The sequence below is a fragment of the Undibacterium sp. FT79W genome, from assembly GCF_014284215.1.
Taxonomy (GTDB): domain Bacteria; phylum Pseudomonadota; class Gammaproteobacteria; order Burkholderiales; family Burkholderiaceae_D; genus Undibacterium; species Undibacterium aquatile.
Window position 1 is genome coordinate 151,956 of the sequence record NZ_JACOGB010000005.1, and the last position, 23,321, is coordinate 175,276.

The window sequence follows — 23,321 nt, forward strand, 5'->3', positions numbered from 1 at the left end:
TTTTTTTCGCCATCTTTTTTGAAAAATTGAACTATGCTGAATTTGACCACGCAGATTCGCCTTGCCACTCCGGCAGATGCACCGCGTCTGGCCGTGCTGGCAGTGCAGGTCTGGACGCATACCTATGCGAAGCAGGGAATTAACGACGAGATTGCCAGCTACGTCCTGAAGAATCTGACGCCTGCTTATTTTCTGCAATGTATGCAACAGGCATCGCAGCATTTGTTGGTGGCGGAACATCAGCAACATTTGCTCGCGCTGGCATTGGTGGATACTGATAGTGCATGTCCGACGTGTGACGCTAGCCATGTCGAATTGAAGACTTTATATGTGCAGGCACATTTTGCTGGCAATGGTCTTGGTACAGCATTGTTGCAACGTGCAGGACAACTGGCTGCGGCACAAGGCAGCCGCTTGTGGTTGAGTGTCAATGCGGAAAATAGCAAAGCGATGCAGTTTTATCAGAAACATCAATACCAGCAATGTGGCGAGATCTTTTTTGACTTAGGAGAGACCCGGCATAAAAACTGGATTATGTTACAAACACAAGACACAGCATAAGAACCAGTGCAGAGACGCGGAGCGCTATCGTCATCGGCCTGAAACATAAATTGTTACGAATTTTACATATCAGGTTTGGCGTTGCGGAGTGCAATTTCGTGTAAATTCGGCGGGTTCATTTTTTGGAAGATTGGGTTCGTAGTGATGAAATATCGTCTGTCTGCATCTCGTTGCGGTGTCTGTGTTGTGCTCGGGCTTTCTGCATTCGTATTGAGTGCCTGTGGTGAAAAAAAGACCGAGCTGGGACAAGGTTCGTCGGAAATCACCGGTGCTGCGGGTCCAGTCGGTGCAATGGGAGCAAACAAATCGCTGGTGAAGTGTGATGCACCTGTCGCCACGCTGGCGCTGGTGGAAAATCCGAATGGCTATACGCTGCAAAGTTCCTACAATTTGCCGACTTCGCCTGTACCGCTGATTCGTTTGCTGGCGCAGCAAAGCGGATGTTTCCGCGTCGTTGACCGGGCGTCAGGTTTGAAGGCCGTGATACAAGAGCAGGATTTACAGGCGCAGGGCATCATTCGCAAGAATACGACCGTGCAAAAAGGCAAAGGCTATGAAGCGCAATACACCATGACGCCGAGCCTGACATTTTCTGAAAGCAAAGCTGGCGGCGTACTTGGCGTCATTATGGGCATGGTTCCTTTCCTGAAAAACTATACCGGATATGCAGAAAAGGTCAGTTTTAAAGAAGCGCAGGTCGCACTATTGTTAACTGATAATGAGACAACCGAACAAATCGCGGCGTCAACGGGCGCTGCGAAGACGACTGATCTTGGTATCGGTGGACTCAGTTTTGGTGGTGGCATAGGCGGCTTAGGGGCTGGATGGAGCAATACCAACGAAGCCAAAGTGATTGTTGCCGCCTTTCTTGATGCACACAATAAACTGGTGCCGCAGATCAGGCAGTTGCAGAGTAAAGAATTACCACCTGCTGTGCCGCTGAAGAAATAGCATATATTTTTTTCGGGTGATAAAAAGTTCGTTCAGGGTTCGCATGGCGAACCCTTTTACATTGTGGGCGCTGTTGCATGTTGATTTTCCTGAAATGAACATTCCCGCGAACCTCGTTTGCTGCTGAATTGATCCGCCGCATTCAGCTTTACAGGCGCAGCCTCGATACCCATGAGCAAACTGAAAAATGTTGCTGCACGAAGCCGGGAACGCATTTTGTCACGCTTAGCGTTGGTGCTACATACCGTCACAACGACATCGATACGACAATGTGAATTCTTGTTTCCAGATGCAATTAAGCAATAAAAAACTGCTATAACTATCCTGTAGTTACAGGAAATATTGGTATCTGGTCAGAACAATAATTAATTTCAGGGAGTGGAAAATGAGCAGTTTTGTAAAAAAAATCATGCCGGTCGCCATGTTGGCAAGTGTTGCATTGTCGTCGGTTGCGTATGCGACGGATCATGGGACTGAAGCGGAAGCACAAGAGATGGTAAAAAAAGCGGTAGCGCTGGTGAAATCAGCCGGTCCGGAAAAAGCCTATAAAGCATTCACTGAGCATCCTGATGCAACGTTTAACCATAAAGATCTGTATGTCTTCGTGTACGACTTTGAAGGCAACTGTCTGGCACAGGGGGCGAATGCCAAGATGGTTGGTAAAAACCTGTTGTCGATGAAAGACGTCGATGGCAATGCATTTATCAAAGGTATGATCGATACCGTCAAAGCGTCGTCAAAAGGCTGGTACGGTCCGTATAAATTCAATAATCCGGCGACCAAATCGTATGATCTGAAACGTTCGTATTGCGAACGTGGTGCGGGTGATACCATCGTGTGTGTCGGCACTTACGTTGCCAAATAATCTGCTTCGAAAAATGCCTGCAGCAAAACGCGGGTACTGATCTGACAAAAGTAAAACGCTGTTCCGTGAAAGTTTGTTCCGGAGCAGCGTTTTACTTTCAGCGAAAGAAAAAAACGGTAGCTAAAGGCGCTAGAATGGAGTGGTTGACGACACATGTATGTATAAGCATAAGCACCCACGAGCATAATGTCCCCGTATAAAATTCCTGAATCTGTGTTGGTTGTGATTTACACCCCTGCACTCGATGTACTCTTAATTGAACGCGCTGATAAAACCGGTTTCTGGCAATCGGTCACTGGCTCTAAAGATACGCCGGACGAAGCGTTGCTTACCACCGCCATACGTGAAGTGGCAGAAGAAACTGGCATCGACGCCACGCAATTTGCGCTGCGCGACTGGCAATTATCGAATGTGTATGAAATTTATCCGGTCTGGCGTCATCGCTATGCGCCGGGTGTGACACACAATACGGAACACGTATTTGGCTTATGTGTCAGCCCGGATGTGACGGTGCGCCTTGCTCCGCGTGAACACGTGCAATATCAGTGGTTGCCTTGGCAAGCCGCTGCAGACCGCTGTTTTTCAGCATCGAATGCAGAAGCGATATTGCTGCTGCCAGAATTTAATCAGAACTGAAATCATGAAGCTACGCATTGCGACCTACAACATCCACAAAGGCGTCAGTGCTTTTGGCCGGCATGAGCGCATACACAGCATTAAAGACGCGATTGCTGCGCTGGATGCCGATATGGTGTTTTTGCAGGAAGTGCAGGGGCAGCATGATATGCACGCCAGAAAACATCTCAGTTGGCCGCAAGAAGGGCAGCATGAATTTCTGGCGGGGGCATCGCATCACGTCGCGTACGGTATGAATGCGGTGTACGAACACGGGCATCACGGCAACGCCTTGCTCAGCCGTTTTCCGATTACCACTCAGGTGAATCATGATGTCTCGGATCACGCGTATGAACAACGCGGTATTTTGCATGCCGTGGTACGCGCAGATCAGGTCGATATTCATTGTTTTGTGATTCATTTGGGCTTATTTGCCGCCAGTCGCCGACGCCAGATTCAAGCGCTGATTGATACCATCCAAAGAGATACGCCAGCCGATGCGCCACTGATCATCGCAGGGGATTTCAATGACTGGAATCAACGCCTCAGTTCTGCTTTATATGAACAGCTAGGCGTAGTGGAAGCCTTTGATGTGGATGGTCAGCATGGTACTGATAAATTCCAGCGCAAAGGTCTGGCGCATTTATTTTCGCAGTCCGCCTCTGCTCATGCCCGCACATTTCCGGCGGGCTTTCCGTGGCTTTGTCTGGATCGCGTCTATCTGCGTGGCTTTCACATTGCCGCAGCGAATGTGATGACCGGCGACCCGTGGCGCAAATTGTCAGATCATGTTCCCATCATGGCGCATCTTGAATTGCGCCAGCTTCGCTGATGTTTGAGGCATGAAGAAGCTTCATTACATCGACGGTAATGATGTCCGGCTATTGCATTCTGGCGGCGAATATTTTTCTGTCTTGCTGGCGGCGATAGCGCAGGCGCAACAAGAAATCTGTCTGGAAACCTATATTTTTGCGAGCGACGTAACGGCAACGCAGGTGCGTGATGCGCTGATCGCGGCCGCGCAACGCGGTGTCGTGGTGCGCGTGGTGATCGACTGGCTGGGCAGCGGGCGCGATCAGGCTTTGCAACTGACTGCCTTGCTGGTGGCCGGGGGTGTTGAGTGCCGTTGCTTTAATCCGTGGTTCCGGCGCGGATGGGCGCGCACCCACAGAAAGATTTGCGTGATCGACCGGCAGCGTGCGTTTCTGGGCGGCTTTAATATTATCAGCGACGACATTTCCGATGATGGCTGGGCGGATACCTTACCGTTTCCACGCTGGGATTTTGCGGTCGCGATCAGTGGCCCGCTGGTCACGCATATCCATCTGGAAGCTGATGCCCAATGGCGGCGCACAGGCAGGCTCGATTTGCTGTCGCGTATTGGTCTGATGCGTGATTTGCGCACCGATGCAAAAGTCTCGCGCAGCCAGCTTCGGCACCTCAGCCGGGCGGCGCTGGTTGTCCGCGATAATTTGCGTAACCGCGCCACCATACAAAAAGCTTATTTACATGCGCTGGGCAACGCACGCCAGAGTGCGGTGCTGGTAACACCTTATTTTGCGCCCGGCAGAAAATTCCGGAGTGCTCTGATTTCTGCGGCGTCACGCGGCGTGAATGTAACGCTGCTGATCGGCGTGAATCAATTCGTTTTGCAAGACGCCGTTGCGCATTCCTACTATCCAAAGTTACTCAGTAAAGGCGTGCGCATTGTTGAATACAGGAAAACACAATTGCATGCGAAAGTGGCTGTGATCGACAATGATTGGGCGACAGTTGGTTCCAGTAACTTTGATGGGCTGAGCTTGTTTGTTAATCATGAGGCCAATATCGTGATTCGTGACAAACATTTTAACCAGCGCCTGACGACCGAGTTGCAACAAGGCATTGACGATGGCGTTGAGGTATTACTGGAAGACTATGTCAGCCGCGCATGGTACCGGCGTGCCTGGTATGGCAGCGTGTATTTGCTGTATCGCGGTCTGATGCGCATTGTCACGCTGGGTGGCTACGGATGAGGCTGTACGGCGTTGATTTCACTTCTGCACCGACGAAACGCAAGGCGATCACCATCGCCAGCGGCGTGCAGAGATCCGGCGTTTTATGTCTCGACAGTTTGCAATCGCTGACGAGTTTTGCGGCGTTTGACGCATGGTTAAGACACGACGGGCCGTGGCTGGCTGGGTTTGATTTACCTTTTTCTTTGCCACGCGAATTGCTGACGCATCTGCATTGGCCGCAGGAATGGCCAGCCCTGATGCGTCATTTGACGACTGTCACGCGCGCAGAGATGCGATTGCAATTTAAGGCTTTTTGCGATGCCCGCCCCGTAGGTGGCAAGTTCGCGCACCGGGCGACCGATATTCCAGCAGGCTCGTCGCCCTCGATGAAATGGGTGAATCCTCCGGTCGCGTATATGTTGCACGCGGGTGCGCCGCGCTTGCTGGCCGCCGAGGTCAGCATTCCCGGCATGGTTGCCGGTGATCCGCAACGGATCGCGCTGGAAGCTTATCCGGGCATGGTGGCGCGCAGTATTACCAGCGCTTCGTACAAGAGCGACGATAAGGCGAAGCAGACACAAGAACGCCGCCTTGCGCGTGAGCGCATCCTGGGTGCGCTGGAGCAGGGCGCGACCCCGTGGCAGATTCGGCTGGATGCCGGACAGTTCCGCGATGCGCTGATCGACGATGGCAGCGCCGATCTGCTCGACGCCGTGCTCTGTCTGATGCTCGCCGCATGGGCGTGGCAACGGCGGGAACAGAATTATGGTTTGCCGGAGTTTGATGCACTCGAAGGCTGGATCGTCGGTGCCTGAATCAGGTCTGGCAAATGCCGGATTTGTGGCTGATGTCAGCCAGCGTTGAACGAATATCCGGCGTTGACGCCGTAAAGTGCAAATTCAGCGGTTTTTGATGCTAAATATACTCCCCCCAGTATGTTTTAAAGCCCTTTATTCTCAAGGAGATGAAGGCGTTTTTAATAAAAACAGGGGGGAGTATCCTTAATTTTCCTCTGTGACACCCGTATCGGTGGTGGCGCGTATGCCGCTGCTGATGAATTTCAGCAAATAGGGTGCGGCGTTCAGATTCAGCTTGTCAGCGTACGGCGTACCCGCCAGACGCGGCAGACTGGTATCGACGACATGGTGTAGCAGCGCTCCCAGCGTGAATTGATAACTCCAGCAAATGCTGTCGGCGCTGGCGTAGGGCAGCGCGTCTCGCAGGGCGGCAATAAATTCTTTCGCCATCGGTTCGTAAAAATCCTGATAAATACGTTCGCTGGCTTCGTGTTGGTCGATGGCGCCGCGCATGACCATGCGGCAGAAATACTTGCCTTCCGGGTGTTGATTCAGTTGCAGGGTAGGCAAAATGAAGGCGGCAATGACGGCATCGAGCATGCTGTCGTTCCTTGCCTGCTGGCGCGCATGACGTAATTTTTCCAGGCGCTCGGCCAGATAACTGCTGTGATATTCAAAGATCGCGTGGTACAACTCATTTTTGGCTCCGAAGTAATACCCCACCAGCGCGACGGGAACTGCGGCTTCATGCGCAATGTCGCGAATCGATACGCCCTCGTAGCTTTGCGCTGCAAAGCATTTTTCGGCAGCGATCAGAATGGCACGCTTTTTTCCGTTCAAATCATCAACTGAGCTCATCACAGATCCCAAGGTGCAAACGTCTATGCCAACAGTAAGGTGTCGTGAATTGTACGGTCGTGCGAATTCTTGTCTATGCGCGCCGCAACATAAGCAACGGAATCCGCCGCTGTTCCCGTGCTGGCAAGATAAATGCCTTGTATTTGCCGTCGGGCTGCAATACATTGCTTCAAAATAGAATGCACGTACGGATTTGGCAGCGGCGCCTTTTTAGTCGCCAGTCACACCTGGCACAGGTCTGCCGGCCGTCAGAACAAAATGATAGACATGAGCGACAAGAACGAGAAGAACGACACGATCCGTATCGATAAATGGCTATGGGCCGCGCGGTTTTTTAAAACCCGCAGCCTCGCCACGCATGCCGTCGAGCTGGGCCGGGTTTTGCAGAACGAACAGCGTATCAAGCCAGCGCATAGTGTGAAAGCTGGCGATCTGATCGAAGTCCAGCACGGCGAACAAATCTGGCAGATCAAAGTGCTGCGCGTCTCTGATGTGCGCGGACCGGCAGCGGTCGCGCAAACGATGTATGAAGAAACGGCAGAGAGTCTGGCAAAACGCAGTAAGGCAGCGGAAGACAGAAAATATTTCCGCGAACCTGCCGCTCAACTGCAGGGGCGGCCGACCAAGCGTGACCGGCGGCAAATCGATTTTACCCGCGGTTAATTTGAAGAAAAGCTCTATTGCAGCGCGACGGGGCAGCTTGACAGCAATGTTGTGGAGGTTGGAATTTCAGAGAGAAATACGGCAAAAAAGGAGTAAAAAAACGGCAGCCGTCAGGCCAGCAAAACAAGTAGATACTCTCCTCTAAAGACGGAATCGGGTTTGACTTTTAATGCGCTCTGCTTAATAGTACGAGCGTTCGATTAATTCACTGGTTTACATGTTTTATGTAAGCAAGAAGCATTTCAATAAAAACAATGTAATATGAATATGACATCGAAATTCATGCGTAAGGGAGAATTGACTCGCGCCGCCATTCTGGATGTTGCACTGGACGCCGCCAGTCGTGATGGCATCGAAGGTCTGACGATAGGTTTGTTGGCCGACAAGATGAACATGAGCAAGTCCGGCGTTTTTGCTCATTTCGGCTCGCGCGAGGATTTGCAGATCGAAGTGCTGAAGTTATATCACCATCACTTTGAGCAGGAAGTGTTCTACCCGAGCATGAAAGAAGAACGTGGCTTGCCGCGTTTGCAGTCGATGTTTGCATTGTGGATTAAACGCGTGACGGTTGAAATTGCCTCTGGTTGTATTTATATCAGTGGCGCGGCCGAATACGATGATCGGCAGGGACCTATCCGTGATGAACTGGTCGGCATGGTGAAAGCCTGGCAAGGGGCATTGCACCGCGCAGCAAGTCAGGCCATCCAGCTTGGTCATCTGAATGCCAATGTGGATGCCGATCAGATCGTGTATGAAATGTATGGACTGATACTCGCTCTGCACCACGATGCGCGTTTCTTGCGCAAACCGGGAAGTGTGGATAGGGCACAGGTCGGATTTGAACGAATGATCGAATATTACGCGCCAGCAGCTTCAAAAGTCTGAGGCTGCTGTCGTTGTTGTTGCAAGCCAAATTTTGTTTCTCAATCTAATGTACTAACTTTGCCGTCAGGAGAAAATCATGGGTCAATATATCGCTCCATTGCGTGATATGCAGTTCGTGTTGCATGAATTATTGAATGTTGAATCTGAACTCAAGCAACTGCCTAAGCATGCTGAAGTCGATGCTGACATCATCAATCAGATTCTGGAAGAAGGCGGCAAATTCAGTTCTGAAGTCATCTTCCCGCTGAACCATTCCGGTGACCGCGAAGGCTGCCACCACGACAAAACAAACCACACCGTCACGACACCAAAAGGCTTTAAAGAAGCGTACAAACAGTACGTGGAAGCTGGTTGGCCAGCATTGTCCTGTGATCCAGAATTCGGTGGTCAGGGCTTGCCTGTTGTCATCAACAATTCTTTCTATGAAATGATGAATTCTGCGAACCAGGCCTGGACGATGTACCCAGGCTTGTCGCACGGTGCTTACGAATGTATCCATGAACATGGCACACCAGAACAGCAAGCGTTGTATCTGCCTAAGCTGGTTTCCGGTGAATGGACAGGTACGATGTGTCTGACAGAGCCACACTGCGGTACCGATCTGGGTTTGCTGCGTTCTAAAGCAGAACCTCAGGCAGACGGCTCTTACAAAATCACAGGCGCAAAAATCTTTATTTCTGCCGGTGAACATGATGTTGCCGAAAACATCGTTCATCTGGTGCTGGCACGTTTGCCAGATGCGCCAGAAGGTTCGAAAGGTATTTCTCTGTTCATCGTTCCGAAGTTCTTGCCGAATGCAGACAGCACACTGGGCGCGCGCAACCCGATTTTCTGCGGCGCGATCGAAGAAAAAATGGGTATCCATGCTAACTCCACTTGCCAGATGAATCTGGACGGTGCAACCGGCTGGCTGATCGGTGGCCCGCACAAAGGTCTGAATGCGATGTTCGTGTTCATGAACGCTGCGCGTCTGGGCGTTGGTATGCAAGGTCTGGGTCTGACCGAAGTCGCGTATCAAAACGCGCTGGTGTATGCAAAAGACCGTATCCAGATGCGTAGTCTGTCTGGCGTGAAAGCACCGGACAAAGCCGCTGATCCGATTATCGTTCACGCTGACGTGCGTCGTATGCTGTTCACAGCAAAAGCCTACGCAGAAGCTGGCCGTGCATTCAGCTCCTACGTTGCGCTGCAACTGGATAAAGAACTGAATCACCCTGACGAGCAAGTACGTAAAGACTGTGCTGATGAAGTTGCGTTGCTGACACCGGTCATCAAAGCCTTCATGACAGATAACGCATGGACTGCGACATCTGAATGTCTGCAAGTCTACGGCGGCCACGGTTTCATCGCTGAATGGGGCATGGAGCAATACGTGCGTGATGCCCGTATCAACATGATTTACGAAGGTACAAACACCGTTCAGTCACTCGATTTGCTGGGTCGTAAAATCCTGATGGACAACGGCGCGAAACTGCGTAAATTCGGCGCGAAAGTACAGGCGTTTGTGGAAGCGAATGGTACAGACGAAGCGATGGCAGAGTTCATCACGCCACTGGCTGAAATCGGTGACAAAGTGACTAAGCTGACGATGGAAATCGGCATGAAAGCCTTCCAGAACCCAGATGAAGTCGGCGCTGCTGCCGTGCCTTACCTGCGTGTGGTCGGCCATCTGGTGTACAGCTATTTCTTCGCACAAATGGCAAAAATCGCTCTGGCGAAACAAGATTCCGGCGATACCTTCTACAAAGCGAAACTGGCTACAGCACGTTTCTACTTTGCCCGCCTGTATCCTGAAACAGCCATGCTGATCCGCCAGGCACGTTCCGGCTCCGCTAATCTGTTGTCTCTCGAAGCTGATCTGTTCTGATGCAAATGCGCTCTCCCGTCAAACGGAGAGCGTTATTGGTAACGGATGAAATGATGTCATCAGATTGAAGCTCTTCGGTAGCAGAATACCAACCGGAGTTGCTTCATCTGTCACCCGTTCCCACCCTCTCGCTAAGAGGGGTCATCTGAAAAAATTGCTTTTCGTTGTTTTACGAATTTAACCGAGGTTAAAAATGACCAATTTCATCGTTAAAAAAGTCGCCGTTCTCGGCGCTGGCGTTATGGGTGCGCAAATTGCTGCACATTGCGTCAATGCAAAAGTGCCTGTCGTTCTGTTTGATCTGCCTGCCAAAGAAGGCCCGAAAAACGGCATCGTTCTGCGCGCGATCGACAACCTGAAAAAACTCAATCCTGCACCGTTTGGCAATAAAGACGACGCTGCGCTGATCGAAGTCGCTAACTACGAAGACAATCTCGACGTGTTGGCTGGCTGCGATCTGATCATCGAAGCGATTGCTGAACGTATGGACTGGAAACATGATCTGTACAAAAAAGTTGCGCCACACATTGCGCCAACTGCGATCTTCGCTTCGAATACGTCCGGCTTGTCGATCACAGCATTGTCCGAAGGCTTTGACGCAGAACTGAAAGCGCGTTTCTGCGGCGTGCACTTCTTCAACCCGCCACGTTACATGCATCTGGTGGAACTGATTCCTACCGTGGCTACCCGTCCTGAAATCATCGACCAGCTCGAAGGCTTCCTGACAACAACGCTGGGTAAAGGCGTCGTTCGTGCGAAAGACTCGCCGAACTTCATCGCTAACCGCGTCGGTATTTTCGGTATGCTGGCAACGATTTATGAAGCAGAAAAATTTGGTCTGACCGTTGACGTTGTCGATGATCTGACCGGTAAAAAACTCGGTCGTGCATCGTCCGGTACTTTCCGTACTGCCGACGTGGTTGGTCTGGATACCATGGGTCATGTAATCAAGACCATGCAGGACAATCTGGCCGATGATCCTTTCTTCGCGGTCTATAAAACACCGGAAGTATTGGCGAAGCTGGTCGCAGCCGGTGCTCTCGGTTCTAAAACCGGTGCCGGTTTCTACAAAAAAGTGGGTAAAGACATTCAGCGTCTTGACTTCGCGACAGCACAATACGTGACTGGCGGCGCGAAAGCAGATGACGTGGTTGCCCGCATGCTGAAAGAAAAAGATCCAGTCAAAAAAATGAAGACCTTGCGTGAATCGACCAATGTACAGGCGCAGTTCCTGTGGGCGATTTTCCGTGATGCGTTCCATTACATCGCTGTGCATGGCGCAACGATTGCCGACAATGCACGCGACATCGACTTTGCGATGCGCTGGGGTTTCGGTTGGCAGGTAGGTCCGTTTGAAACATGGCAGGCATCAGGCTGGCAGGAAGTAGCTGGCTGGGTCAAAGAAGATATCGACGCCGGTAAAGCATTGTGTAACGCTCCATTGCCAGCGTGGGTATTCGATGGCCGCACCGGCGTGCACACAGCTGAAGGTTCCTGGTCGCCAGCAAGCAGCACTTATGTTCCGCGTTCCAAACTCGCTGTGTACGACCGTCAGGCATTCCGTGCTCCTGTACTCGGTACTGGCGCAGCGACTGGTGCAACAGCCGGTACAACATTCTTCGAAGATGATTCCGTCCGTATCTGGCATCAGAATGATGATGTGCTGATTCTGTCGATGAAAACCAAGATGCACGTGATTGGCCCTGGCGTGATCGAAGGCATGGAAAAAGCGATCGCCGAAGCTGAGAAGAATTACAAAGGTCTGGTGATCTGGAGTGCTGATGCAGCTGATGGCGGCGCGTTCTCCGCCGGTGCTGACTTGCAAGCGATGCTGCCGCTGTTCATGTCCGGTGGTGTGAAAGCGATCGAGCCTGCGATTTCCCGTCTGCAAAATGCGCATCAGGCATTGAAATACGCAAACATTCCTGTGGTGGCAGCCGTTTCTGGTCTGGCACTTGGTGGCGGTTGCGAATTGATGATGCACGCAGCAAAACGCGTGGCGTCGATAGAATCCTACATCGGTTTGGTTGAAGTCGGCGTTGGTCTGGTTCCTGGCGGTGGTGGTCTGAAAGAAGCAGCAGTGCGCGCGGCAGCTGATGCCAAAGGCACAGACTTGCTGCAATTCCTGAAAAACTACTTCACCAATGCAGCGACTGCAGCGGTATCCAAATCTGCGCTGGAAGCGAAGAAAATGGGTTACCTGTCTGACAGCGATGTCGTCGTGTTCAACCCTTATGAATTGCTGCATGTAGCGAAGGTAGAAGCACGTGCGATGTTTGATGCTGGCTATCGTGCACCGATGAGAAAGCTGGTGCCGGTCACTGGTCGTCATGGCATCGCAACAATCGGCGCGCAATTGATCAATATGCGTGACGGCGGCTTCATTTCTGCGCATGACTTCAAACTCGGCAAGATGATTGCTGAAGTTGTTTGCGGCGGCGATATCGATAATGGCAGTCTGGTCAGCGAACAATGGTTGCTCGACATGGAACGTAAGGCGTTTATGGAATTGCTGAATCATCCGAAAACGCAAGAGCGCATTATGGGCATGATGCAAACCGGCAAACCAGTACGCAATTAATCAATTTGTCACCGGAACGATAGCTGCGTTACGCAATCTTGGCGTATTAAAGTACTGTCTTCGATAGCGCGCCTTGCTCTCCTTCCGGATACAAATTGACTTTACTCAAAAGGAGTACTCAAAATGACTAAACAACTTCAAGACGCATACATCGTCTCTGCTACACGCACCCCGATCGGCAAATCCGGTCGCGGTATGTTCCGTAACACCCGTCCTGATGATCTGCTGGTGCGCGTACTGCAATCGGCAGTGGCACAGGTACCTAATCTGGATCCGAAACTGATCGAAGACGCGATTGTCGGCTGCTCGTTTCCAGAAGGCGCTCAGGGCTTGAATCTGGCGCGTATGGGTGTGTTGCTGGCAGGTTTGCCTAACACTATCGGTGGCGTCACGATTAACCGTTACTGCGCATCCGGTATCACCGCCGTGGCAATGGCGGCTGACCGCATCCGCGTTGGTCAGGCCGACGTGATGATCGCTGCCGGTGTCGAATCGATGTCCATGGTACCGATGATGGGTAACAATCCATCGATGAATATGGCGATTCTGAAAGATGAAAATGCCGGTATCGCTTACGGTATGGGTCTGACAGCGGAAAAAGTTGCTGCGCAATGGAAAGTTTCCCGTGAAGCACAAGACGCATTTGCCTTGCAATCGCATCAACGTGCAATCGCTGCGCAAAACGCGGGCTACTTCGATGCGGAAACCACTTCTGTGGATATCATCGACCGTGTGCCGAATCTGGCGACTGGCGAAATCGAACTGAAAACCCGTACCGTGACACGCGATGAAGGTGCACGTCCTGATACATCGCTGGAAGGTCTGGCAAAACTGAAAGCCGTGTTCGCCGCCAAAGGCAGCGTTACTGCCGGTAACAGTTCCCAGACTTCCGACGGTGCAGGTGCTTTGCTGATCGTGAGTGAAAAAATCCTGAAGCAATTCAACCTGACACCGCTGGCACGTTTCGCGTCTTTCGCCGTGCGTGGCGTACCACCGGAAATCATGGGCATCGGTCCGAAAGAAGCGATCCCGGCTGCTTGCCGCGCCGCTGGTATCACGCAAGATCAGATCGACTGGTTTGAACTGAACGAAGCGTTTGCAGCTCAATCGTTAGCCGTGGTGCAAGACCTCGGCCTCGACCCAGCGAAAGTGAACCCTATGGGTGGCGCGATTGCATTGGGTCATCCACTGGGTGCAACCGGTGCAATCCGTTCCGCAACCACCATCCATGCATTGCATCGTAACAATCTGAAATACGGTATGGTGACGATGTGCGTTGGTACCGGCATGGGTGCAGCAGGTATCTTCGAACGCATGTAAGCCTTAAGCCTGGCCGCAATCAAAACGCGCAGAATAATTTTTCTGCGCGTTTTTTTTAAAGGTATGTGAAATGATCTGGAATCTGCTCTCATACGGGCGAGACAAATTGTTGCTGCTGACAGTGCACGATGGATGACGAAAAACTTCATACCTGTTGGCAGCAGGCTTTACAATTACTGCTCATAACACCCCAAAAAAATAATCGATTTGAAGAGACAAAATAATGGATATCCTGACTCACAAAGAAAATGGCATTCTGACGATTAGCTTCAATCGCCCTGAAAAGAAAAATGCGATTACTGCCGCAATGTATCAGGCGATGGCTGACGCATTGCGTGATGCCGAGAGCGACAATGCCGTGCGGGCGATTCTGATTACCGGTAAACCAGAAATTTTTACTGCCGGTAATGATCTTGAAGACTTCATGAAAAATGCCTCTTCACTTGCTTCACCAGAGGTTGTACCTCCTGTCTATCAGTTCATGCAGGCATTGAATGAATCGGGTAAGCCGGTAATTGCTGCTGTTTCCGGTGCAGCCGTCGGCATCGGTACGACCTTGCTGATGCATTGTGATCTGATTTATCTTGCCGATAATGCGAAGTTATCCATGCCATTCACGCAATTGGGTTTATGCCCTGAATTTGCTTCCAGTATGATTTTCCAGAAAATCGTCGGCTATCAGCGTGCCGCTGAGAAATTGATGCTGGGTGAACCGTTTAGCGCACAGGAAGCGCTGGAGATGGGATTTGTCAACAAAGTATTGCCGCTGGACGAGTTGTTACCGTATGCGCAGCAAGTCGCTGCAAAAATTGTGGCTTTACCCGCAGCGTCGATACGCGTCACTAAACGTCTGATGAAAGCGAATCAGCCTGCCGAAGTGAATGCAAAAATGCTGGAAGAGAATAAACATTTTGCGGCGATGCTGAATGGCCCAGAAGCCAAAGAAGCATTCATGGCCTTTTTCCAGAAACGCAAACCGGATTTCAGTCAGTTCAACTGATAGCGGAATCAATCGTTTATCTGGTGAAAAAACCTGTTCATTGGCATGAACAGGTTTTTTATTTTGTTGCTTACATTCTCTCAGTAAAGAACTGTATGCCTGTGCGTTTGACCAGTTCTTCATAGGTGATCGGTTTTCCCGCTTTTGTATTGTCGATGTTTTCGACCCAGTAAGCCCATCTCTTGTTTTCTGACGGGTCATAGACCAGTTTGAAAAGATATTTGGGTACCCAGACTTTATTCTCTCCTATCGTTGTTGGTCTGGCTTCAAATACCGGACCAGTCAGGACATAGACATCACCACGGGCACGCATGGCGTATTTACGTGTCGCATTTTCTATCGATGCCCAGGTCTTTCTATTGTTTTCCGGTGCTTGCGGAACCATGTTTGCAAGAGAAAAACTCTGCGCCATTGCTTCCGGTGTTGCCATATTTCCTGCCGGCGCCATGTGACCTCGATCATAGCCGGAGTTCTTGTAATCGCTCAGTTCTGCGCGTTCAGCACGAGGCAAACGGGCATCGGCAAAAAAACGATTCGTTCTTTCGTTTCCTTTCGCATCGATGATGGTTTGTCGGTTGAGTTTTTCTGCGACATAAATCGGTGTGTGGCTTTTGGCCGAATGAAGGATCGCGAACGATGAATAGCACAATGCCCGTGCATTGAGTTCGGTTTCATGCGGGATAACGGGAATCTGTCCTCCGGAAAAAAATTGGCGACATTCTGAAAATGGCGGGGCGGCAAAACTGGCAGACGACGATAGCGCTAACGCTAACGCGAAAATAAACTTTTTGAACATGAATTTTATGCGCGAAAATCAAAAGAAAAACAGGAACTGAAAACCGCAACTCATACAACCACGCGGCCATCAGCAAAGCGGGAGAGTGAAGCGAAGAGAAAGTGCAGCAGCACATTTCCGACACGAATTTTAACGGCAACAAATCTCAGTTGTGTTTATTTATTTGCTTCCGTGCAGTAGAGTCGCACTACCGAACATTGGTTTGCTCACTATTTAATCAGGTGCCGCTATTCGTAAGGTGTGTGCTGGCGAGGCGTATGCCACTAACACACCGATCATTTTTCAGGGAAGTTCATCGATGAAGATCAGAGTCAAATTGCCAAAACCGCGCAATCCTTTGGCTGTATTAGTGAAACAGCGTAAAGGCGGGGCGCATGGCGCATCTCAACCGGCGCGGGCAGAACGGCGAAAGTACAAGCAACGCCTGCATGGTGTGTTATCCGGTCGGTCCGGTGGGGATGACACCGACTGATTTTTTTTGGGGAGCCGATGTTTACGTTTATTTTTTTTCAGACAGTAACGGCGCGTTGCGAGCTGAATGCACCAATAAACCAATCAGGCTGACGGTGGCAAATGCCGCGCCGGTATAAAAGGTGAAAGTTGATCCCAACTGATCCCATAAAAGACCCGCTACCACGCTGGCAAGCAACAGAGCGATACCGCTGACCAGATTGAAAAAGCCAAATGCTGTACCGCGTAAATCAGATGGTGCACTGGAGGCGACCATACTTGCCAGCAGGCCTTGCGTCATTCCCATATGTATGCCCCAGAGCGTGATGCCAGCTAACAATCCACTCCAGCTCTGGCTGTATCCGAGTATCAGGTCAGAGGCAATCAGTATGACTAATCCGCCAGCGAGCATATGGCGATGAGATATGCGGTCTGACAGTTTACCAAATGGATAAGCTGTCGCCGCATAGACGAGGTTCATGGCGACCATCACAAGTGGCACCAGCGCGACAGGAACGGATAATTGTTGTGCCCGTAAGATCAGAAATGCTTCGCTGAATCGGGCGAGCGTAAACAAACATCCGAGAGAAACGACCCACCAGTATTCCCGCCCCATGCGTTTCAGATTGTGCTTGCTGAGTGGATTGCCAAGGCTGGTTTGCGGCCTGGTATCCGGCTCTTGCACGCCGACAAACAGCAGTAGCATTGCCCCCAGCCCCGGTATCACTGCAAGCCAGAAAATATGGCGGTAATCGTTTGCCCATAACAGCATCAGCGCCGTGGCCAGCAGTGGTCCGGCGACGGCACCTATCGTATCGAGTGACTGTCTTAAACCAAAGGCTTGGCCACGGATTTCTGCCGGCGTAATATCCGTAATGAGTGCATCGCGCGGAGCGCCACGGATACCTTTGCCGGCGCGGTCGAGAAGGCGGGCGGTTAATAGCAACCCCATCCCCTGCGAAAGTGCGAACAGAGGTTTGGAGAAGGCACTGATCCCATAGCCAAACACCGCCAGCATTTTGCGTTTTCCGAGACGATCACTGAGTGCACCGGAAAATACTTTAACCAGCAAGGTCGTTGATTCGGCGATACCGTCAATCACGCCCACCACAAACACACTGATCCCCAGGGTTCCAACCATAAACATCGGCAGCAGGCTATGAATCATTTCTGAAGAAATATCCATCAGCATGCTGACGAAACCGAGTATCCAGATACTTCTGGGAATTTGGGGACGTGTCATGTGTGTTAAGCGAAAATCATCTGCGCCAATGGTGATAAATGCAGGAATTTAATTTATCTGAAACGGATCTGGTCAGTGCTGATCATTTTCCCGCATTACGTGCTGTTTGTCGCAGAGTTTCCAGCGTGGCGCCCGGGGTGATCAGATTGCCGTCGTAACGCAGTTCGATCAGAGCCGGTAACTGGTGATCGTGCGTATGCTTTAGAGCGCGTTCCAGCGCCGAGCCGAATTCAGCTGTCGTCAGGACGGTTTCCCCACTCGCACCATAAGCGCGGGCCAGTGCGGCAAAATCAGGATTGTGTAATTCCGTGCCGGACACACGTCCCGGAAATTCACGTTCCTGATGCATGCGTATGGTGCCGTACATGCCATTATTAAACACAATGATGATGACCCCGGCGCGGTACTGTACGGCCGTGGCGAGCTCCTGACCATTCATCATGTATTCACCGTCACCGGCAAATGTGATTACGCAACGTTCCGGTGCGATGAGTTTGGCCGCTACGCCGGAAGGCACGCTGTAACCCATCGCGCCTGACGTCGGTGCCAGTTGGGTGCGCAGTCCGGCATAACGGAAGTAGCGATGAGCCCAGGTCGCGTAATTGCCTGCGCCATTGGTGATGATGCTGTCCGTCGGTGCCAGCTGCATAATGTCCTGCACCACTTGCCACAGATTGAGCGGCGCATTTTCTTTGGCAAAAATGGCGGGTTCCTGCTGCCAGGCGCGCAGTTCTGCTTTGGCTTCCGCCACGCTGTGCTGCCAGAGTGTGGCGCTTTTTAACTTGCCCTGCTTGCTCAGTTCTGACAGCGCATGCGCGAATTCTTTCATGCCGCTGTTGATCATCAGCGGTGCCTGATACACGCGTCCCAGTTCCAGCGCATCGCTGTGTACATGTATCAGAGTTTGTTTTGGTAGCGGCGCTTCGAGCAGGGTATAGCCACCGGTCGTCATTTCACCCAGACGCGGGCCGATCGCGATCACCAGATCGGCTTGTTGTATACGTTTTGCCAGTTGTGGGTTGATGCCGATGCCGACATCGCCGATGTAGTTAGGATGCGCATTGTCCAGCAAGTCCTGGAAGCGGAAAGCGCAGGCGACCGGCAAATGATTCAGTTCTGCGAATTCACGCAGCTGCGTGCAGGCGGTCTGATCCCAGCCGCTGCCGCCCAGAATCAGCACGGGACGCTCAGCCGCCTCCAGCATGCTGCGTAGCTGGCCCAGTTGTGCTGGCGAAGGATAAGCCTGTACCGGCGTGTAATGCAGGGTATCCGCCACTTCCACCGTTTGGGCCAGCATGTCTTCCGGCAGTGCCAGCACCACCGGGCCGGGCCGGCCGCTGGTGGCGACCTGAAAGGCACGGGCAATGTATTCGGGTACGCGGTCGGCGCGGTCGATTTGCGCCACCCATTTCGCCATAGGGCCAAACATGCGGCGGTAATCGATTTCCTGGAAGGCTTCGCGCTCCACAAAATCATTGCCGACCTGACCGATGAAAAGGATCATCGGCGTCGAATCCTGATACGCGGTATGCACGCCTATCGAGGCATTGGTGGCACCCGGCCCGCGTGTCACAAAGCAGATGCCGGGCTTGCCTGTCATCTTGCCATAGGCATCGGCCATAAATGCCGCACCACCTTCCTGGCGGTTAATGATGAAGCGTATCGCGCTGTCATGCAGCGCATCCAGCACCGGCAGGTAACTCTCGCCGGGTACACCAAAAATAGTATCGACACCTTGGATTTGCAAAGCATCGACAATTAACTGACCACCCGAGCGAGATTTCAACATGACAGTAATAGCTAAAAAGGAAAAACCATACGCTAACAGAAAGCTTGCCGAATTTGCAGCGCTATTGATGAGTCACGACGAATTGCGAACGAATTGCGGGTGAGTAGAGTAAAATAGCGCCCGAAGCAGGCCAGACAATCGCTGGTTGCCATAGCAATATGGTGACGGGAGGAAGGTCCGGACTCCATAGAGCAGGGTGACGGCTAACGGCCGTACGTTGAAAGCCGCAAGGTATAAGACGAGGAATAGGGCCACAGAGACGAGCGTATTAAGTTACGGTGAAACGCGGTAACCTCCACCCGGAGCAATTTCAAATAGGCACGCGTTGAGGTGGCTCGCGGAGCGTGCGGGTAGAAAGCTTGAGCGGCGGAGCAATCCGTCGCCTAGAGGAATGATTGTCATAGTCGGTCATAGCAATATGAAAGACCGTAACAGAATCCGGCCTACCGGCCTGCTTTACTTCTTTTTCCATTGGTCGTTGTCAGGCGCAGACGACCGCTATCTTTCAGAATCATCTCTGACACAACTCCAGATACCGCACCATGTTCATTTTTTGCAGCATTACGCGATTGCGCTTCTGTTTGTTGTAAATCGGACTAATTCAAAAAAACTGATGTTACACTCACTTGCCGCAATACAATCCGGTTTATATGCAGCAGCTTGCTGACTAATATCCTGTCTGATAATTGCAAACGCCTGTTCTGAATACCTATTAACGATAAATTATTCCAGACTCATGGAAAACCGAGGCAAAAATAAAGAACGGATTATTCCCCTGAAGATATTTGCCTTTTGCACTTGTCTGATTCTTGCCGTCATTGTGGCGCAGAGCTGGTGGTCGATTGCCGAGGATAAAAATCTGACCTTGTCTGACGCCCAGCAGGATAGTTACTTCACCGTCCGTATTCTTGAAGAGCATGCCAATCGCGCATTAAGTGAAGTTGTTCAGTTGATGGATGCGATCAGTGAACAGGTCGCTACTTACCCGCCTGAAAAAGATGCTCAGAAAAGCACGTCGGAACAGATTTTAGCGAACCAACGTCACCATTCTCAGTTATTGAGTGCGGTATCGCTGTTTGATACTCAGGGGCAGCATCTTGCTTCTGATTTTGTCGATAGCTCATCTCAGCAGCTTCGGCCAACACCAGCGTTATCGCCACAGTTGCATGTGACATCGCTCATCAGTAATCCCACCGATACGCAATTAAGAGTGGGGGCCGCAATCAAGTTGACAAGTTCTGATCAGTGGATATTGCCAGTTGCTAGAAACGTGATGGGGCTGAATGGCCAGCGCGCTGGCATTCTTGAAGTGCAAATGCGCCTCAACTATCTACAAGAGTTTTATGAATTGGTTGCACGCGGCAGCGTGGCGTCGGTCTCACTTCATGATTTGAACGGAATCGTCCTGACCGGGGCACCAGCTGATAATTATATTTTTAATCGTAGCCTTAAGCAGCCAGCTTTATTGTCGGCGATCGTCGATGGCTCCAGAGAGGGATCGCTTTATGGTGGCGCACTACAGGATGGCAGTGGTGAATTTTTGTACACCTATCGGAAAGTCGCAGGATTTCCACTGACGCTGTTATATGCACGCAATGTCGAAAATATTTTGTCGGATTGGAAGAGCAGGGTCAGGCATAAAATGCTGTACACATCAGCGACGCTTATTCTTATCCTGATTCTGATCTGGCTCTTGTTAAGGCAGGTGCAGCAGTTAAATCACTCCCGCCTCCGGATAGAGGCAAGTGAGGAGCGATATCGGTTGCTGTTTAGCGGCGCAGAAGATGCGATTTTGCTGATTAATCAAGATCATCGTTATGTCGATTGCAATCCCGCTGCCGTCAGGCTGTTTGGCGTTAGCAGTGTCGCCGATATCGTCGGTCACAAAGCGGGTGAGTTTTCATCCATATTGCAAGCGATGCCGGGCACGCCGCAAACTGACGGTGATACTTTGATTGATCAATTCATCGAACGGGCTTTTGATGGTATTCCTCAGCGTTTTGAATCGATCATGGAGAGAGAGGGGAATACCCTGTACAACGAGGTGACTCTCAGCCTGGTTGAGTTAAATGGCGAGAGGCTGTTGTTTTGTACCGAGAGAGACATTAGCGCCCAGAAATATTCAGAGCAATTGCTGGAGGCACAGAATCATCTGTTGCAACTGATCGGTGCGAATGAAGATCCGCTGTTTATTCTGAGCTCAGTCTGTGATTTTGTCGAAAAATTACGGCCATTCTGGTGTGTGGGAATTCAGTTACTAGCCGATGATCAGAGAACTTTTATTCAAAGTGTTGGACGCGGTTTTCCTGAAATATTATCGAAACAGATCGTCGATATGCCGGTTGCGCATGGTAGTGGGATCTGGAGCGAAGCTGTATTAGTCGCCTGCCCGGTGCAGCTCAGTAATTTTCAGCAAGCGCCATCGATGCAGTTCGTCAATGATCTGGAAGCGTTGGGTAAAATAAATGCTGGCAGTGCATGGCCGTTGATGGATAAGCATGGCCACATATTAGGCAGTTTCACGGTGTTACTGGCGGAATCGCAAGAATTAAGCGATGACGATATGAGTTTGATTGGCATCATGATCGAGATCGCTACGATCGCGATTGAAGGCCGCCGCTCCGAGAAAAAAATACTGCAACTGGCGCATTATGACGAGCTTACTGGTTTACCCAACCGGTTTTTATATCATCAGCATCTCGCCAAAGCTTTGGCACTGGCGGAGCGAAACAGCTGTCAGCTTGCGGTGCTTTTTCTCGATCTGGATCGATTTAAGAATATTAACGACACCTTTGGTCATGATGAAGGTGATCGTGTCTTGCGCAGTATTTCTCAACGTTTCCGACAGGTCTTAAGGGAATCGGACATCATTGCCAGAGTTGGCGGTGATGAGTTTATTTTGCTGATTGATCAATTCAGTGACCCACGTGATTTAGGGGACGTCGCGGACAAACTGTTATTCGAAGCATCGCAACCATTTGAAATTCATGGTCAGGAATGTCAACTCAGCGCTAGCATTGGTATTGCCACTTTCCCCGCGGATGGACACGATGCGCAAACTCTGCTGAAAAATGCGGATATCGCGATGTACAGAGCCAAAAATAAGGGTAAGGATAATTACCAGTTTTATGCATCTGAAATGAATACGCACACAATCGAGCAGTTGGCTTTTGAGGCTCGTTTGCGTAAGGCTTTAGAGAGACTGGAATTTGTTGTGTATTATCAGCCTAAGATTTCACTGCAGACCGGAAAGATCGTCGGAGCCGAAGCCTTGGTTCGTTGGGATCATCCTGAGCGTGGAATTCTTTATCCCGGAGATTTTATTGAATTGGCGGAAGAAACGGGCTTAATTAGCCGGCTCGGCATGCTCGTGCTCGATATTGCCTGTCGCGATGTGCTGAGCTTCCGTCAGATGGACAGTGATTTTGGGCGGATTGCGATTAATTTATCAGGCTCGCAATTCAATGACCCTCAGCTTTTAGATGAAATTAAAGGTATCGTCGATTTCTGGCGGGTGCCTGCCGATGCTATTGAATTTGAGATCACGGAAAGTATGGTGATGCATAACCGTGAGCAGGCGATAGTGTTGATGGATGGCTTCAGGTCGGCGGGTTTCAGCCTTTCCATCGATGATTTCGGTACCGGTTATTCTTCCCTGGCTTATCTGAAACGATTTCCTGTTGATAGTGTGAAGGTGGATCGTTCATTTATTAAAGATATCCCGGATGACCCGAATGACACCGCGATCGTATTAGCCATCGTCGCGATGGCGCACACCCTGGGACTAAAAGTTATTGCAGAAGGTGTCGACGCGCAGACGCAGCTGGCAATTCTGACTGATTTTAAGTGCGACGAATATCAGGGCTTTTATTTTAGTAAAGCGGTGCCTGCAAAAGAATTTCTTCAACTGCTGCAACAGCAAGTGAATTAAAGCCATCGCCTTATTCAAGAGGCGATCTTTACTTGTGATCTCTCTCATTTCATCTTTGCCGCTGGAAATGCAGGCGAACGTCGGCAAACACGGTCGCAACATCCTCAAAATTACCCTAAGAGATCCAATGACGCGGGATTTTAAGCTCTTTA

19 protein-coding genes and 1 other RNA gene are annotated in these 23,321 nt (G+C 50.9%); 16 read left to right on the plus strand and 4 right to left on the minus strand.

What is annotated here, in order from left to right; translation table 11 throughout:
* Positions 1-33: 33 nt before the first annotated feature.
* The 7 genes from H8K38_RS10350 to H8K38_RS10380 all read left to right on the plus strand — a co-directional run bounded on the left by H8K38_RS10350 (position 34) and on the right by H8K38_RS10380 (position 5,804).
* Complete coding sequence (locus H8K38_RS10350; protein ID WP_186884754.1) at positions 34-561, plus strand: GNAT family N-acetyltransferase; 528 nt, start codon at positions 34-36, stop codon at positions 559-561.
* 144 nt (positions 562-705) lie between these two features.
* Positions 706-1,512 carry a CsgG/HfaB family protein gene (locus tag H8K38_RS10355; RefSeq protein ID WP_186884755.1) on the plus strand — a complete coding sequence of 269 codons (807 nt, stop codon included), beginning with the start codon at positions 706-708 and terminating at the stop codon, positions 1,510-1,512.
* Positions 1,513-1,897: 385 nt separating this feature from the next.
* Positions 1,898-2,377, plus strand: a complete 480-nt coding sequence (locus H8K38_RS10360) for a cache domain-containing protein (protein WP_223826804.1) — start codon at positions 1,898-1,900, stop codon at positions 2,375-2,377.
* Positions 2,378-2,563: 186 nt separating this feature from the next.
* On the plus strand, positions 2,564-3,013 hold the full coding sequence (gene nudB / locus H8K38_RS10365; protein WP_186884756.1) for a dihydroneopterin triphosphate diphosphatase: 450 nt from the start codon (positions 2,564-2,566) through the stop codon (positions 3,011-3,013).
* A gap of 4 nt (positions 3,014-3,017) precedes the next feature.
* Complete coding sequence (locus H8K38_RS10370; RefSeq protein ID WP_186884757.1) at positions 3,018-3,824, plus strand: endonuclease/exonuclease/phosphatase family protein; 807 nt, start codon at positions 3,018-3,020, stop codon at positions 3,822-3,824.
* A 10-nt stretch (positions 3,825-3,834) separates the two neighbouring features.
* Positions 3,835-5,007, plus strand: a complete 1,173-nt coding sequence (locus H8K38_RS10375; RefSeq protein ID WP_186884758.1) for a phosphatidylserine/phosphatidylglycerophosphate/cardiolipin synthase family protein — start codon at positions 3,835-3,837, stop codon at positions 5,005-5,007.
* Entirely contained in the window at positions 5,004-5,804 is an 801-nt protein-coding gene (locus H8K38_RS10380; RefSeq protein WP_186884759.1) for a DUF429 domain-containing protein, read from the plus strand. The genes H8K38_RS10375 and H8K38_RS10380 overlap by 4 nt, the downstream gene beginning before the upstream one ends.
* 186 nt (positions 5,805-5,990) lie before the next feature.
* Here H8K38_RS10380 and H8K38_RS10385 read toward each other — a convergent pair whose 3' ends face one another.
* Positions 5,991-6,644 carry a TetR/AcrR family transcriptional regulator gene (locus H8K38_RS10385; protein ID WP_186884760.1) on the minus strand — a complete coding sequence of 218 codons (654 nt, stop codon included), beginning with the start codon at positions 6,642-6,644 and terminating at the stop codon, positions 5,991-5,993.
* Between the two features lie 267 nt (positions 6,645-6,911).
* Here H8K38_RS10385 and H8K38_RS10390 point away from each other — a divergent pair, with 267 nt between their 5' ends.
* The 6 genes from H8K38_RS10390 (at position 6,912) to H8K38_RS10415 (ending at position 14,960) form a co-directional block, all read left to right on the plus strand.
* On the plus strand, positions 6,912-7,307 hold the full coding sequence (locus tag H8K38_RS10390) for an RNA-binding S4 domain-containing protein (protein WP_186884761.1): 396 nt from the start codon (positions 6,912-6,914) through the stop codon (positions 7,305-7,307).
* Positions 7,308-7,589: 282 nt separating this feature from the next.
* The gene (locus H8K38_RS10395; RefSeq protein ID WP_186884960.1) at positions 7,590-8,192 is read left to right on the plus strand and encodes a TetR/AcrR family transcriptional regulator; all 603 of its coding nucleotides are present in this window, start codon (positions 7,590-7,592) and stop codon (positions 8,190-8,192) included.
* A gap of 76 nt (positions 8,193-8,268) precedes the next feature.
* A complete protein-coding gene (locus H8K38_RS10400) occupies positions 8,269-10,059 on the plus strand; it encodes an acyl-CoA dehydrogenase C-terminal domain-containing protein (protein ID WP_186884762.1) in 1,791 nt (596 codons plus the stop codon).
* Positions 10,060-10,252: 193 nt separating this feature from the next.
* The gene (locus tag H8K38_RS10405) at positions 10,253-12,640 is read left to right on the plus strand and encodes a 3-hydroxyacyl-CoA dehydrogenase/enoyl-CoA hydratase family protein (RefSeq protein ID WP_186884763.1); all 2,388 of its coding nucleotides are present in this window, start codon (positions 10,253-10,255) and stop codon (positions 12,638-12,640) included.
* 123 nt (positions 12,641-12,763) lie between these two features.
* Complete coding sequence (locus H8K38_RS10410) at positions 12,764-13,960, plus strand: acetyl-CoA C-acyltransferase (RefSeq protein WP_186884764.1); 1,197 nt, start codon at positions 12,764-12,766, stop codon at positions 13,958-13,960.
* A gap of 223 nt (positions 13,961-14,183) precedes the next feature.
* Entirely contained in the window at positions 14,184-14,960 is a 777-nt protein-coding gene (locus H8K38_RS10415; RefSeq protein WP_186884765.1) for an enoyl-CoA hydratase, read from the plus strand.
* 70 nt (positions 14,961-15,030) lie between these two features.
* Here H8K38_RS10415 and H8K38_RS10420 read toward each other — a convergent pair whose 3' ends face one another.
* Positions 15,031-15,756 carry a DNA/RNA non-specific endonuclease gene (locus H8K38_RS10420; protein WP_186884766.1) on the minus strand — a complete coding sequence of 242 codons (726 nt, stop codon included), beginning with the start codon at positions 15,754-15,756 and terminating at the stop codon, positions 15,031-15,033.
* 298 nt (positions 15,757-16,054) lie between these two features.
* Between H8K38_RS10420 and H8K38_RS10425 the strand changes: the two genes are divergently transcribed.
* Positions 16,055-16,228 (plus strand): hypothetical protein, encoded by a 174-nt coding sequence (locus tag H8K38_RS10425; protein ID WP_186884767.1) that lies wholly within the window; start codon positions 16,055-16,057, stop codon positions 16,226-16,228.
* Between the two features lie 27 nt (positions 16,229-16,255).
* Here H8K38_RS10425 and H8K38_RS10430 read toward each other — a convergent pair whose 3' ends face one another.
* Positions 16,256-17,449: an MFS transporter gene (locus H8K38_RS10430; protein ID WP_186884768.1), complete on the minus strand. Its 1,194-nt coding sequence runs from the start codon at positions 17,447-17,449 to the stop codon at positions 16,256-16,258.
* A gap of 82 nt (positions 17,450-17,531) precedes the next feature.
* The gene (locus tag H8K38_RS10435) at positions 17,532-19,238 is read right to left on the minus strand and encodes a thiamine pyrophosphate-binding protein (protein WP_186884769.1); all 1,707 of its coding nucleotides are present in this window, start codon (positions 19,236-19,238) and stop codon (positions 17,532-17,534) included.
* A gap of 122 nt (positions 19,239-19,360) precedes the next feature.
* Here H8K38_RS10435 and rnpB point away from each other — a divergent pair.
* Positions 19,361-19,700, plus strand: an RNA gene (rnpB, locus tag H8K38_RS10440) — RNase P RNA component class A.
* Positions 19,701-19,974: 274 nt separating this feature from the next.
* A complete protein-coding gene (locus H8K38_RS10445) occupies positions 19,975-23,169 on the plus strand; it encodes an EAL domain-containing protein (protein WP_186884770.1) in 3,195 nt (1,064 codons plus the stop codon).
* Positions 23,170-23,321: the final 152 nt, after the last annotated feature.

Coding starts and splice junctions, on each gene's coding strand:
- H8K38_RS10380 (WP_186884759.1), top strand. CDS start 5,004: ATGAGGCTGTACGGCGTTGATTTCACTTCTGCACCGACGAAACGCAAG.
- H8K38_RS10360 (WP_223826804.1), top strand. CDS start 1,898: ATGAGCAGTTTTGTAAAAAAAATCATGCCGGTCGCCATGTTGGCAAGT.
- H8K38_RS10420 (WP_186884766.1), bottom strand. CDS start 15,756: ATGTTCAAAAAGTTTATTTTCGCGTTAGCGTTAGCGCTATCGTCGTCT.
- H8K38_RS10425 (WP_186884767.1), top strand. CDS start 16,055: ATGAAGATCAGAGTCAAATTGCCAAAACCGCGCAATCCTTTGGCTGTA.
- H8K38_RS10370 (WP_186884757.1), top strand. CDS start 3,018: ATGAAGCTACGCATTGCGACCTACAACATCCACAAAGGCGTCAGTGCT.
- H8K38_RS10395 (WP_186884960.1), top strand. CDS start 7,590: ATGCGTAAGGGAGAATTGACTCGCGCCGCCATTCTGGATGTTGCACTG.
- H8K38_RS10415 (WP_186884765.1), top strand. CDS start 14,184: ATGGATATCCTGACTCACAAAGAAAATGGCATTCTGACGATTAGCTTC.
- H8K38_RS10355 (WP_186884755.1), top strand. CDS start 706: ATGAAATATCGTCTGTCTGCATCTCGTTGCGGTGTCTGTGTTGTGCTC.
- H8K38_RS10390 (WP_186884761.1), top strand. CDS start 6,912: ATGAGCGACAAGAACGAGAAGAACGACACGATCCGTATCGATAAATGG.
- H8K38_RS10405 (WP_186884763.1), top strand. CDS start 10,253: ATGACCAATTTCATCGTTAAAAAAGTCGCCGTTCTCGGCGCTGGCGTT.
- nudB (WP_186884756.1), top strand. CDS start 2,564: ATGTCCCCGTATAAAATTCCTGAATCTGTGTTGGTTGTGATTTACACC.
- H8K38_RS10410 (WP_186884764.1), top strand. CDS start 12,764: ATGACTAAACAACTTCAAGACGCATACATCGTCTCTGCTACACGCACC.
- H8K38_RS10385 (WP_186884760.1), bottom strand. CDS start 6,644: ATGAGCTCAGTTGATGATTTGAACGGAAAAAAGCGTGCCATTCTGATC.
- H8K38_RS10430 (WP_186884768.1), bottom strand. CDS start 17,449: ATGACACGTCCCCAAATTCCCAGAAGTATCTGGATACTCGGTTTCGTC.
- H8K38_RS10375 (WP_186884758.1), top strand. CDS start 3,835: ATGAAGAAGCTTCATTACATCGACGGTAATGATGTCCGGCTATTGCAT.
- H8K38_RS10400 (WP_186884762.1), top strand. CDS start 8,269: ATGGGTCAATATATCGCTCCATTGCGTGATATGCAGTTCGTGTTGCAT.
- H8K38_RS10435 (WP_186884769.1), bottom strand. CDS start 19,238: ATGTTGAAATCTCGCTCGGGTGGTCAGTTAATTGTCGATGCTTTGCAA.
- H8K38_RS10350 (WP_186884754.1), top strand. CDS start 34: ATGCTGAATTTGACCACGCAGATTCGCCTTGCCACTCCGGCAGATGCA.
- H8K38_RS10445 (WP_186884770.1), top strand. CDS start 19,975: ATGGAAAACCGAGGCAAAAATAAAGAACGGATTATTCCCCTGAAGATA.